Source organism: Nitrospinota bacterium (assembly GCA_016217735.1).
Classification (GTDB): Bacteria; Nitrospinota_A; UBA7883; order JACRGQ01; family JACRGQ01; genus JACRGQ01.
In genome coordinates, this window is record JACRGQ010000044.1 from 1 (window position 1) to 12595 (window position 12595).

The following is a 12595-nucleotide window of genomic DNA, read 5'->3' on the forward strand; positions in this document are numbered from 1 at the left end:
GAACGGATAATTTCCTGTTGAACGGCTATCTTCATTATTTCAGCGTCCTTGATTTCCAGTTTTCTCATGGCTTGCCCCCTTTTGGTGCAGGATAAACCATTTTGCAGTTATGCGCAATTACTTATGTCGCTATGTATAGAAGCCGATTTTTATACATCCAAAGCTCGTCGGGCACTTTTGTCTTAGCAAGATGGTTTAAGAGGTAATCCTCAATCTGACTCTCAACAGCCGCTCTATATTCTTTATATTTTTGGGATTCATTTCGGTCTATCCATTCTCTTGAAAGTGATAGTTTTATGTTCCCCCTTAAATCAAACCTGCGATTAATGCTTTTTTCGATGTAACGGCGTCGGAGGTCTAAGGCGAGATTCAGCCCCTGAATACATTCCACATCTCCAATCAGTGGAAGACGCTCTTGGTGGGGGTGGTTCCTAAAATAGGTTTCCATCCAATTTGCAGATTTAATTTCGATCCATTCCCTATGTCTATATAAATAGAAATATAATTCCCCTTCAAATCCATCCCCCTTCATGGGTACTGCGTCGATTTCAAAAAAAGCCCCTGCCTCGTCTGCCACCAGTACTTTTGCAATAAAGTCCTCAGGCCGTTCAGCCTTTATCTCATGCTTTCCTCCTGGGCTGTCTATGTAAATTGGAAATTCAACGCGAAGGCATAATTTGCGCACTTGGGCAAACCCCCTCCTTACTCGAAGTACTCGATCAGCCCCACTAGCATCTAGCCCGTTCATTAAGCGGACTTTTACTTTAGTTCCGCTCTTGCGCCGTTCACCCTCTTCCAAAAGAATGAAAGACTGATACCCGCCTAAAGTAACTTTCAAATTGTTATGTACACTGCCGGAAGAATCCTTATAAGTCTCTACCTCAACATGGTCACTCGCCGCAAACACCGAAAGAAAACCAACGCCGAACCGGCTCATTGGAATAAACTGAAATTTACTTCTAAACTCGTCTGTTACATAGTAGGAGCGGCCTGCTTGAAGAAAAAAACGGTGAAGGATTTCATCATCCATCCCAATGCCAGAATCTTCTATCTCAAAGACCTGATGGGTTTCAGTCCTATTTGCAAGGATATTTGGCACCTCTTCCTCATACCATCTAATATTTATGGGGTATTTCTGCCGTACGTCTTCTGGTACTTCCGTTGGGCATTTGGGCAGATCCTTGCCGTCACTTTTCAGATCGAGATACATTTTGCAACGATTCGCATCCAAAGCATTTTGGATCAGTTCCCGGGCAAATGCAGATGGGTCGGCATATGCATCGCGTATCAATCGCTCAAATATCGCCTTTTGATCAAGCTCAAATTTCCAGTCAAATGGGATATATTTTGCCGCAACGCTGCGGCCAATATTAATGGTTGCGCCTTCACCTTCCAGCTTTATTATTGGTTTTTTCCATTCTTTATGCCTAGCGGCATTTTGCATGACTGATCCCGCGTCATTTACCTCATCCACCAGCCATTTGCACCACGACATGAGGAGTCTGTGTTCTTCTGGTGTATCACATTTTGCTGTTATCTCTATTTTGTCGGTCGCGGTCAGGCGGTGTACTATTTTTTGGTGTTTACTCCAGTGTGCATAACTGGTGGACGGAAGCGGTGAAGCGGCATTTAGCAACAAGGGACAAGCACGGTCGTTACTGATGTCCAACAGGTCGCCAATGCGTAGCAAATAAGATAAGAACCGAAGGTTTACGATATCCCCTCTGATGTCTGTTCTTTCAGGATATCGATCCTTGTTTTCCAGATCGGCACGGTCAAGACCATGGGCCAAGCAGACATCGCTAATAGCTTTTTTTAAGTTGGGATCGTCAAAGCCGAACTGGGCAAGGCTTTGTTCGTGCTGCGTAATCAATCTTGCAGATCGCGTATGGTGTTCCCTTCTCAAATATTCCGCGATAATCTGCCGCAAATAGACATTTGAATAATACTTCTGCTCTTCGTTAGTAGCCTTATCCTCCATCGCGCATATTTCTTTGTAGTCACTCGCTGCTTGTCCCCCTTCACCAACCCATTTCTTCCACCCTTCCGAGCTAAGGATTTTCGCCTTTTCATCGTTGGAAACCACCATCCCCGCATCGTGAAGATAAGCAGCAGCTATTAAAATATATACCTCCACGGCTGATAGCTGTACGGCCGGTTTTTCGAAATTACGTTCTATAAACAGAAGGCAGGAAAGCTGGCGGATGATCTCCTCACTATGCTCAATAGTGTGGGCCGTATAATGCTCAAAAGTGGGAATGGTGTACGAAAGCCAAAGTCCTACTTTCATTTTCAGTTCGGACAGTTTGCCTACATAGGATTTATCGTGATCTATTTTACTTAGATACTTCCAAAGAGCGGTGTTTTTAACGTCACCCGGCATTTACCCCTCCCACACATTTACGGAGAACAAGGTTGCTTGATGCTTCCATCACCCTGTTTACAATGATATTTATGCTATGCCATCCGGCATATGCAGTCAAGAAATCCATGTTATTCAGTCAACTTTTTGTGGGTCAAAAGTCGAGTCCCTTTTGGGCGGAGATGCCGGCCTCATACGGGTGCTTGATAGAATCGATATTGCTCACCATGTCGGCCAGCGCAATCAGCTCCGGCGTTGCGCCGCGCCCGGCAAGAATAAGGTGCGTGGCGGTGTCATGCCGGGCTTGACTTGGGAGCGGCGAAATATAATGGAGCCTGCCGCGTACAAACCGTCGCGGAGGTACCCTTCAAAGGTACGGCACCCGGAAATATTTCCAAAGCTTTCTTCCTCCGGTGGGCATAAATCTGTTGAGTTGAAATGCTATAAAGCAAGACCCCGTCCCGCCCGCCAATAAAGCCCGGCGTTAAGATCACAGATCATCGGGGCGCTGTTGGCGAATATCCATGCAAGAAAGCTCATGCCTTGCGTTGAGCAGCGCGCCGCTGAATTCCAATACCGCTATCCAGTGCGCCGCGAACCATGCGGTCATCAGCCTCCGCTCCCCATAAAAATTTCGGCGATGCAATGTGAAGCGCCATTATGCGCATTTCGCGGGTTCCAGCCGCCGCCGTCACGGCAGCGCGGCAAGCCACGCCAAAAGCCGGGGGCGATACGCGCCCCCGTTCACATGAAAAGCCTCGATATGCCCGCCGCCGGGGATCTCCCAATATTCCTTTGGATCGCGCGCCAGTTCAAAGATCCTGCGCCCGTGTGAAACCGGCACCACCGCATCGGCATCGCCATGCACCACCAGCAGCGGCACCGGCGCGATGGATGCGATATGCCGTTCGGGCGAATACTCGTCCGACACCAGCAACAGGCCGAGCCACTGCATCGGCCACGTGAGCCACCACTGCGCCAGCTTCTGCCGCGCGATGGCCTGGTAGGAATAAAACCCCGCCTCTTCAATCACGCCGCTCAGCCGCGCCTTTTCTTCAAAATCCGCCAACGCCCGCGCCAGCGCCGCCCCGCCCAGCGATTGCCCGTAGGCTATCACCTTCAGCCGGCGCCCGATGTTCCGTTCCCGTTCGCGCGTGAGCTGCATTCCCGCCTCAAGCGCCGCCACTATGTCGCCATTGACATGCGCGGGAGTGGCCACCCCTTCCGACGCGCCATACCCTTCGTAGTCGAACACAAAAAGGTTGTACCCCTCCTTCGCCAGCCACGCGACGTTCATGAAGTGCGCCGTCATGTTCTGCGCATTGCCGTGGCAGTGGATGATCGTCCCCTTCTCTTCCGTCCCTTCGGCGGCGGGTATCCACCATCCTCCCAGTTGCGCGCCGCCCGGAGCGGTGAAGATATATTCGCGGTACGGAAGCCCCGCCTCGACCGGCGTGGCGTAAAGCCTGCCCGCCGGCTGGTAAAAAACGCCGGTGCAGGCCGGCACGGCCAGAAGAAAGGCCATCGTGACGGCGGCGAGTGCGAAGCGTTTGCGCATGCGCCTATTATGAAGCAATTTCCGGGGTTAACCCGCTTTATTCACCGAATATAGCGGGAAAACCGTCAAGCTTTTGAAAAGGCGCGGCGGCGAAGCATTTTTCGCGGGAAACATATTGACAGTATGTTGACCAAGAAAAATGCAAGCCAACGCGATAATTTTCAAAAGATCGACGGTTTCCGGATTATGAACGGCAACGCCGTGAATAATCCGGAGTTATTCCGCTTTGGCCTTTTCCAGCTTGAGCAGCAGGCGGATCGCCTGTTGCGTTTCACCGGAGGCCTTGCGGTAGGCTTCCACCAGCGCCCGCTCGGCGGGAGCCATCGGCGGACCGTATTTTTTCCGCACGTCGGCCACCGCCTTGGAATACTGATCCGGGTTGCGCCCGGTCAAAATCCAGTCCACGGTGACAAACCCGCGCGCCGCAATCCAAAAAAGATAGCTGGGGGGCGGATAGGCCATTCCCCGCTCGCAACGGGAAACCATGTCCTGCGATACGCCGGCCTCCGCGGCGGCGGCCTCCTGCGAAACATCCCCCCGCAGTTTTTTGAGGCGCTTCCCCACCTCGGCCAGATTCACCGCGCCGGACACCAAACCCCCGCTACGCACATGGAATTATTTATCGCTTGACTTTTACGCATATATGCGTTTAACTCCACCACATGGGACGCCGCACGGTTTTATTATTACTACTTTCACCTCCCCCTTCCCCGTCCTCCGCGGAGGGCCGGAGGGGACGGGGTAAATTATATACTTTATTTTCCATCATTCATAACCATGTCCGCCAAACCAACCATCCGGGAGAAATACCATGACAGAAACGTTCAAGTACCGTCTCCAGGTGCTCATGAAAGGGGATCGCCCCTATACCTTCGCGCGCAAATGCGGCATCGAGAAAGGGCTGTTTCAGAACTACTGGCAAAAAGGGAAAATCCCCACCTATGAAAACCTGCTTAAGCTGCAAAGGGGCACCGGCTGCTCCATTGACTGGCTGCTCACCGGCCAGATACCGGCGCTGGAAGGAAGGATGGACAAACTGCGGTTTGTTGATTCCGGCGCCGAAACCGGCGCCCGCCAGCGCCGCTTCGTGCATACGGCGCTCATGCTCCGCAAAATCTTCCTGAACGCTCCCGAACGGGATATCACGGCGGTGGAGCTTCTGCTGAACTGCGTGCTGCGGCAGGCCACGCGCCGCTGACGGCGCGGCGCGCCTCGCGGATGCCGGGCCGCCGCGAGGCGGCATGACTTTTGTGATACCTCCCCGCCCGTCCATGCGCTATATTTGCCCCTGCAATACCGCCGACACCATAATTGTGAGGGAATGCCGATGGAAAAAATAACGCTGTCCGAACGTACCCGGTTTAACCCCATCTTCCAGCCGCAGATACTCCGCATGGCGGATGGCCTGAAAGTGCCGCTCATCTGCATGAACCCCGGCCAGTTCATCCCGCCCCACCCCGGCGGCACGGGGGTCTTTTACATCGTCGAAGGCAAGGCAACCATGACGATAGAGGGAAAAGATATCGCGGTATCGGCGGGCGACATGATATTCATCGAAAAGGGCGAAACCCGCGGCATCCAAGCGGTGGAAAAGCTGACCGCCTTCGCCGTCCACATCACCGGCTGACAATTTTTCCCGGATTCCGAATTCTCCTCCCCTCATGTGAGGGGAGGAGTGAGGCGGAGTTACGGGACGATCTCGACGCGCACCATGTTGGGCGCGGTGGGGCCGTCCATCCGCATACCGGAAACCAGCACCAGCCTGTTCCCCGTCTCCACCAATCCGCGCCGCTTGAGCTGCGCCAGCATGCCGGGCAGGCTTTGCGCTATCTCATTGCCGAATTTCTGCAAAAACGGCACCGCGCCGCGCACCAACGCCAGCTTGCGCAACGTATAATCGTAGCGCGTGAAGGCGAATAGCGGCGTGTTCGGGTGCAGGACGGCGATCTGCTTCACCATGTAGCCGCTGTCGGTTACCACCATGATGCCGGAGGCGTCCAAAATGTCGGCCAAGCTCACGGCGGCGCGCGCAACGGCGTGGTTCACCTCGGTGATCTTATCGCGGGAAATATCCCAAGAGAGCACCCTGGCCTTATCGTGGTGGTAGCGTTCCATCTCTATCGCCGCGCCAGCCATCACCCGCACGCACTCTTCCGGATAACGCCCCACCGCCGTCTCGCCCGAAAGCATCAGCGCGTCGGCGTACGAATGCACCGCCACGCTCACATCCGAAATGTCGGCGCGCGTGGGCCGGGGGCTGTTCAGCATCGACTCCATCATTTGCGTCGCCACGATCACCGGCTTGCCCGCGGCGCAGCACTTGTGGATTATGTCCCGCTGGATCACCGGCACCTGCACCAGCGGCATCTCGACGCCAAGGTCGCCGCGCGCCACCATGATCGCGCCCGAGGCCTCGATGATCGCATCTATGTTCCGCACCGCCTCGTGCCGCTCGATTTTTGCCACCACCTCGGCGTGCGAACCGGCGTGGGCAATCAGCTTTTTAAGCCGCAGCACATCATCCGCCTCGCGCACAAACGAAAGCGCCACATAGTCCACCCCCTCCGCCAAACCGGCCTTGAGGTCGCGCAAATCTTTTTCGGCAATGGGATCGGCGCTGATGGAAGCTTCCGGCAGGTTGATCCCTTTCTTGTTCTTCAAAGTGCCGCCGTTCAATACCTTGGCGTGGACGATGCCCCCCTTCTTTTCAACCACCTGAAGGGCCATTTTGCCATCGTCCAAAAGCACCCGGTTTCCCTTTGCCACGTCGCCATAAAACCCCTGATACTGCACGGGAATAAAGGAACCATCACTGACCGCGCTGGAAACCTTCAAGAGGACTTCTTTGCCATCGCGCAAGTCCGTTTCACCGGCGGCGAATTCCCCCACGCGGATTTTGGGGCCGCCCAGATCGAGCAACACGGCGGCATGATAGCTGGTCGCTTTAGAGCCTTTCCGCACGTTGCGTATCTGGCGGCGGATCTCCTCGGGTGAAGCGTGCGATGAATTGATGCGAAAGACGTTCGCCCCCGCGGCGATAAGCCGTTTGACCGCGGCGGGGCCGTCGGACGCAGGCCCCAGCGTAGCAATAATTTTTGTTTGTTTCATCACGCCCATACCGCGTTCCTCCCCGGTTCAAGCCATAGCGAAAAGAACTCCCACTACGTCAAGTGTAACCCGAAAACGGCCCATGCGGCAAAAGGAGTTACAGTTGCGCGCCGAACCTTTTTAAGGGGAATGAGAGAAAGAAGAAAATGATGTTCACCAGCACGATGGCCGCGCCGCCGGGGATATTGCCATAAAACGAAAGCGCCATCCCGGCGATCACCGAAACCACCCCCAGCAGCGCGGCTATCGCCATCGTGACGCGAAAACCGCGCCCAAGCTGGATGGCGGTGACCGCCGGAATTATCACCAGCGCCGACGTAAGGAGCATCCCGACAATCTTGATGGTAAGCACCACCGCCACCGAGGTGAGCAACGCCAGCAGGGTGTTTATGTAGCCGGTATTCACGCCGGAGACGGCGGCGAACTCCTCGTCGAATGAAACCGAAAGCAATGGGCGGTGGTAATACAGCATGACCCCCGCCACCGCCACCGAAAGCGCCGCCGAGAGGTACATCTCCGCCGCGCCGATGGCTAAAATATTGCCGAACAGGTAGCTGAAGATGTCGACGTTAAAACCGCCGCCGTACGAGGCGAGGATGATCCCTCCCGCCACTCCGGCGGCCGACACCATGCCGATGGCCGCGTCGCCATAAAGCCGCGCCCGCTGCGCCAGCTTGAGAATGCCCAGCGAACTGGCCATCACCACCGGGATCGCCACAAACACCGGCGTGGCCCGCAGAAGCAGCCCGACGGCAACGCCGAAAAAGGATACATGCGCCAGTCCGTCGCCGATGAGCGATAGCCGCCGCAGCACCAGCACCACTCCCAGCATGGAGCAGATCACCGCCACGCAGCAGCCGGCCGCCAGTCCGCGCCAGACGAAACTATACGTTAAAAACTCAGCCATAATTTCAATCCGGGTTCAATCATGCCGGTGGCAGATCACGTGCTGGCTGTATTCGCCGAAGTACTTTTTCATGTCGCCCGATCCGCAGAAATCGTTAAAGCCGCCGTGGAAAACCACTTTCTTGTCGAGGTAGAGCATTTGCGAAGCGTATTTGCCGATGGTGCCGATGTCGTGCGTCACCAGCACCACAGTTGTCTTCAGATCACGGTTGAGCGCCTCCAGCGTGGCATAAAACCGTTCGCGCGTTTCGGGGTCGAGCGCGGTGGTCGGCTCGTCCAGCAGCAGGATATCGGGGCGCCCGGCGATGGCGCGCGCCAGCAGCACCCGTTGCAACTGCCCGCCCGAAAGCTCGCCGATGAGCTTATCCTTGATGCCGCCGATGTCCAGCAGGCCGAGCGCATCCTCCACCGCCGCGGTTTCGGCCGCGCGCTCCATCTTGCGCGAAAGAAGGCCCAGCGCCACGATCTCGCCCACGGTCGCGGGGAAATACGGATTGAAATGCGAAATTTTCTGCGGCAGGTAACCGATGCGGGGCCACTCGCGGAAATCGGCGCGCTTGCGGCCGAGAAACCAGACCTCCCCGGCGGCGGCCTGCTTGAGGCCGAGCATCGCTTTTATCAGGGTGCTCTTGCCGCTGCCGTTCGGCCCCACGAGGCCAAGATAGGCGCCTTTGGCGACGCTGAACGTGATGTCGTCCAGCGCCACGCGGCTGTTGTAACTGACGGTAAGCCCCGTCACGGCGATGGCGCTGTTTTGGATGTCCATCACTGTTTTCCCGCGCAGCCGCCGCAAAGGCCGTTCACCTGCAGGATGTGCGATGTGACGGTTCCCTTGATGCGGCGCTTGATATCCCTTTCCATCTCGCGCACCGCGCAGACCGAAAGGTCCTCCACCATATGGCACTCCATGCAGACAAAGTGGTGATGGTGCCCCGCTTTGGGGCAGAAGTAGTAGTAGAGCTGCCGGTTGGAATGCAGCACTTTTGAAATGACGCCGTGGCGTTCCAGCTCTTCCATGTTGCGGTAGACGGTGGGCAGGCCGAGACTTTTGAATCGGCGCTTGAGTTTTTTCCATATCTCTTCGGGACTCAGGTAGCGGTGCTCTTCTTCCAAAACCGACAGCAAGGCCAGCCGCTTGGGCGTGGCTTTCAGCCCGAGGTTTTTAAGGAGCGCCGGATAATCGGTGTGTGTTTTCATAAATAGAAATGATTTCTATTTATACCCCTCTCCCGCCCGATAGTCAATCTATGGGCGGAAGTAATCCGGTTCGTTGCCCGGTTTCCATTTGATGTTGCAGCCCATGCCGGGACGCTGCTCGCCGGCGACTTCCGTGCCGCCCAACACCGCATCCAGCGCGCGGCGCACGTCCACGCCCGTAACCGGGATGTTGCCGCCGGGACGGCTGGCATCCATCTGTCCCCGGTAAACAAGCTTTTGGTTCCCGTCAAATACGTAAAATTCCGGCGTGCAGGCGGCGCGGTAGGCTTTCGCCACCGCTTGCGATTCGTCGAACAGGTAGGGAAAAACGTAACCCGCGGCTTTCGCCTCCCGTGCCATGTTGGCGGGACTGTCATCGGAATATTTTTCCGCGTCGTTGCTGTTGATGCCGGCCACCGCCACCCCTTTGGCCATGTACTCCTTCGTCAGCGCGGCCAGTTCTTTGCCAACGTGTTTCACGTAGGGACAGTGGTTGCACATGAAGATGACCAGCAATGCTTGTGCGGCGTTGAAATCGTTTAGCGAAACGGCGCGGCCGCCGGCGTCTTTCAGCGAAAAAGACGGAGCCTTGGTGCCGAGCGGCAGCATGGTGGAAGCGGTGAGAACCATAATCTCCTCCTTCGGTGAATTATTTTTCCAAAAGTTCCGTCATCTTCAACGGATCGGCAACCGGCATCGCGCAGGTGAAATTGCGGCAGACATAGGCGGCCGCTTCGCCGTCAACCGGCGTCATCCCTTTTGTGTATGGGGCGATGGCGGCCAGCGCCGCAGCCTCATCCTTTCCGGCGAACAGCACAACCCGGCGCGGCGCGAAAGGGGCGTTCAGCGGCTTGAGCAGCGCGGCGGCGTGCTCCGCGTCCCCCGGCGAGGCGATGACCACTTCGGCGGTCGGCCCAAGCGCGAAATCGAGCGCGATCATCGAAAAGCCGTAGGCATCCGGGTTTTTGCCGAACGCCCCGCCAAAGGCCGCCAGCGTTTTATCGGCGTGACGGGCATACGATTCATCGCCGGTGAAACGGGCAAGGCGCGAAAGATTCAGCGCCGCCACCGCGTTCCCGCTCGGCAACGCGCCGTCGTAGATATCCTTGCGGCGCGCCAGCAACGCCTCGCCGCCGGCGGGGGTGAAATAAAATCCGCCCGCCTCGTCGGCAAAAAGGCGGAGCATCGTATCGGCCAGTTCTTTCGCCGCGCGCAGGTATTTCGGGTCGAACACCGCTTCGTACAGCTCGATCAGCCCCCATGTGAGGAAGGCGTAGTCGTCCAGGTTGCCCGGTATGGCGGCTTCCCCTTTCCGGTAACGGTGCAGCAGCGTGCCGTCCGGACGCCGCATGGTATGCAAAAGGAAATCGGCCGCCCGTGCCGCCTCCCGCGCGAAGCTGGCATCGCCGAACACCCGCGCCCCTTTTCCCAGCGCCGCCAACGCCAAGCCGTTCCAATCGGTCAATATTTTATCGTCCAGCAACGGCGGCACCCTTTTTTCGCGCGCGTTGAACAGCCGGATGCGGGCGGTTTCCAGCCGCGCCTTCAGCATTTTCGGATCGATATCGGTCAGGGCGGCGTACTCCTCCACCGTCTTGGGGAGGTGCGGAATATTCGCGCCGGTAAGTCCGCCGTCCGCCTCGTCCGCGTAATTGCCGTCTTCGCGCATGTGAAAGAGGCCGGAGATAAGCTCCCCCTCTTCCTCCCCCAGCGCATCGGCCACTTCACCGGTGCGCCACACGTAGAACTTCCCCTCCACCCCTTCGCTGTCGGCGTCTTCGGCGCTGTAAAAGGCGCATTCCGGGCCGGCCATCTTCCGCAGGATATAGCTCAACGTTTCGCGGGCGGTGCGCGCGAAGAGCGGATTGAGCGTGGCCTGAAACGCCTCGGCATAGGCGATGGCGAGCAGCGCCTGGTCGTAGAGCATCTTTTCAAAGTGCGGAACCAGCCACCGCCGGTCGGTGCTGTAGCGGTGAAAGCCGAAACCGACGTGATCGTAAATGCCGCCGTGCCGCATCGCGGTGAGCGTCTTTTCAACCATGGCCAACGCCTTCACCTCGCCGGTCCTTTTCCAGTAGCGCAGCAGGAACATCAAGTTGTGCGGCACCGGGAATTTCGGCGCGCGCGAAAAACCGCCGTACTCATCATCATAGGTTGTGGCGAGGCCTTCATAGGCTTCGCGCAGCAACCCCTCTTCCGCCGCGCCGGACTGGCTGGCCGCGGAGTGCCGCTGCAATCCCTCCGTTACTTTTTCGGCGGATTCCGCCAGTGTGCCGCGGTGGTTTTTCCACAGGTCGACGATGCGCGGCAGCAAATCCATCATCCCCATGAGGCCGCGCGTGGCGTGCTTGCCGATGTAGGTGGCGGCGAAAAACGGCTTTTTCCCCGGCGTCATGATTATGGTGAGCGGCCAGCCGCCCGCGCCGGTCAGCATCTGGCATACGGTCATGTATACGCCGTCGATGTCGGGCCGCTCTTCGCGGTCCACCTTGATGGAGACGAACGATTGGTTCAAAAGGCGCGCCACCCCTTCGTCTTCAAACGACTCCCGCTCCATCACATGGCACCAGTGGCAGGTGGCGTACCCGATGGAAAGGAATACCGGCTTGTCCTCGCGCGCCGCCTTCGCGAACGCCTCATCCCCCCACGGAAACCAGTCGACCGGATTATGCGCGTGCTGCAGCAGGTAGGGGCTTTGCTCTTGTGCCAAGCGGTTTGCATGCTTGCTCATACATTCAATTATCCCCCATATGCGGAGAGCGCGGCACGCGAAAAAAACTCGTCAGATGTGGACGGGCGGGGGAGCCGGCTGTTCGGCCAGCTTCTGGAGTCCCGCCAGCTTGCGGTAGGCGGCGAACGTGGCAATATAGGTGACCGGTATGCTGACGAAAAGACCGACCAGAAGGCAGAGCGCCCCCAACAGATTCACCACCACCATGGCGCAAAGGAAAAAAATAAAGCCGATGGTATCCTGCCGCACCAGTTGGCGGCTCGCCTCCATCGCCCGCCAAAAGCCGAACCCCCGGTCGGCGATAAAAAGGAAGGTGAACAGATACCACGCCATAACGATAATGCCGGGGATGATAAGCAGGATGAATCCGATGATGGAAAAGAAGGTGACGGCCAAATTCGCGGCAAGGGCCGGAAGGAAAAATTTGAATCCCTCGAAAAGACGCCAGACGTTAAAAGCACGGCCAAGCGCCATATCGGCCACGACCAGATAGAAGCCAATGGTAAGGGGGCCGGCGATCAAAAGTCCCGCCAGCGGAATATTGGCGGCGATGATCAACAGTATGCCGAAAATGGCGGTAACCAGCATGAAGACCAGCGGCTCCGTTTTAAAAATCCGCCACCCTTCGCGCAACCAGCCGGCGATATCGACCACGCCGTGTGGCCGCGCCGCCGGAGGTTCCATCGTCTTTATTTCCGGTGCCGGCCCCGCCTGATCTTCAGTCATACGCTCC

Annotated in this window: 13 protein-coding genes; 2 read left to right on the forward strand and 11 right to left on the reverse strand. The window is 57.0% G+C overall.

Translation table 11 applies throughout. The features are described 5' to 3' along the window. Window positions 1-121: 121 nt before the first annotated feature. The 4 genes from HZA03_07350 to HZA03_07365 all read right to left on the reverse strand — a co-directional run bounded on the left by HZA03_07350 (window position 122) and on the right by HZA03_07365 (window position 4511). Window positions 122-2383, reverse strand: coding sequence for an ATP-binding protein (locus HZA03_07350; GenBank protein ID MBI5637767.1), 2262 nt, complete (start codon window positions 2381-2383; stop codon window positions 122-124). 133 nt (window positions 2384-2516) lie between these two features. Further along, a complete protein-coding gene (locus tag HZA03_07355; GenBank protein MBI5637768.1) occupies window positions 2517-2687 on the reverse strand; it encodes a cob(I)yrinic acid a,c-diamide adenosyltransferase in 171 nt (56 codons plus the stop codon). 366 nt (window positions 2688-3053) lie between these two features. Further along, window positions 3054-3920: an alpha/beta hydrolase gene (locus tag HZA03_07360; protein ID MBI5637769.1), complete on the reverse strand. Its 867-nt coding sequence runs from the start codon at window positions 3918-3920 to the stop codon at window positions 3054-3056. Between the two features lie 216 nt (window positions 3921-4136). Further along, window positions 4137-4511, reverse strand: a complete 375-nt coding sequence (locus HZA03_07365) for a helix-turn-helix transcriptional regulator (protein MBI5637770.1) — start codon at window positions 4509-4511, stop codon at window positions 4137-4139. Window positions 4512-4731: 220 nt separating this feature from the next. Between HZA03_07365 and HZA03_07370 the strand changes: the two genes are divergently transcribed. Together HZA03_07370 and HZA03_07375 are read left to right on the forward strand one after the other, a co-directional pair. Further along, window positions 4732-5118 carry a hypothetical protein gene (locus HZA03_07370; GenBank protein MBI5637771.1) on the forward strand — a complete coding sequence of 129 codons (387 nt, stop codon included), beginning with the start codon at window positions 4732-4734 and terminating at the stop codon, window positions 5116-5118. Window positions 5119-5241: 123 nt separating this feature from the next. Beyond that, window positions 5242-5547: a cupin domain-containing protein gene (locus tag HZA03_07375; GenBank protein ID MBI5637772.1), complete on the forward strand. Its 306-nt coding sequence runs from the start codon at window positions 5242-5244 to the stop codon at window positions 5545-5547. A 59-nt stretch (window positions 5548-5606) separates the two neighbouring features. Here the strand turns inward: HZA03_07375 and pyk are convergent, their stop codons facing one another. From pyk to HZA03_07410, 7 genes are all read right to left on the reverse strand, one after another. Further along, complete coding sequence (pyk, locus tag HZA03_07380; protein ID MBI5637773.1) at window positions 5607-7037, reverse strand: pyruvate kinase; 1431 nt, start codon at window positions 7035-7037, stop codon at window positions 5607-5609. A gap of 88 nt (window positions 7038-7125) precedes the next feature. Next, window positions 7126-7935 carry a metal ABC transporter permease gene (locus tag HZA03_07385; protein ID MBI5637774.1) on the reverse strand — a complete coding sequence of 270 codons (810 nt, stop codon included), beginning with the start codon at window positions 7933-7935 and terminating at the stop codon, window positions 7126-7128. A gap of 15 nt (window positions 7936-7950) precedes the next feature. Then, window positions 7951-8700 (reverse strand): metal ABC transporter ATP-binding protein, encoded by a 750-nt coding sequence (locus tag HZA03_07390; GenBank protein MBI5637775.1) that lies wholly within the window; start codon window positions 8698-8700, stop codon window positions 7951-7953. Next, window positions 8700-9131, reverse strand: a complete 432-nt coding sequence (locus HZA03_07395; protein MBI5637776.1) for a transcriptional repressor — start codon at window positions 9129-9131, stop codon at window positions 8700-8702. The genes HZA03_07390 and HZA03_07395 overlap by 1 nt, the downstream gene beginning before the upstream one ends. A gap of 48 nt (window positions 9132-9179) precedes the next feature. Next, the gene (locus tag HZA03_07400) at window positions 9180-9761 is read right to left on the reverse strand and encodes a thioredoxin family protein (GenBank protein ID MBI5637777.1); all 582 of its coding nucleotides are present in this window, start codon (window positions 9759-9761) and stop codon (window positions 9180-9182) included. A 19-nt stretch (window positions 9762-9780) separates the two neighbouring features. Continuing rightward, a complete protein-coding gene (locus tag HZA03_07405) occupies window positions 9781-11862 on the reverse strand; it encodes a thioredoxin domain-containing protein (GenBank protein ID MBI5637778.1) in 2082 nt (693 codons plus the stop codon). A gap of 51 nt (window positions 11863-11913) precedes the next feature. Then, window positions 11914-12588: a hypothetical protein gene (locus HZA03_07410; protein MBI5637779.1), complete on the reverse strand. Its 675-nt coding sequence runs from the start codon at window positions 12586-12588 to the stop codon at window positions 11914-11916. Window positions 12589-12595 lie beyond the last annotated feature (7 nt).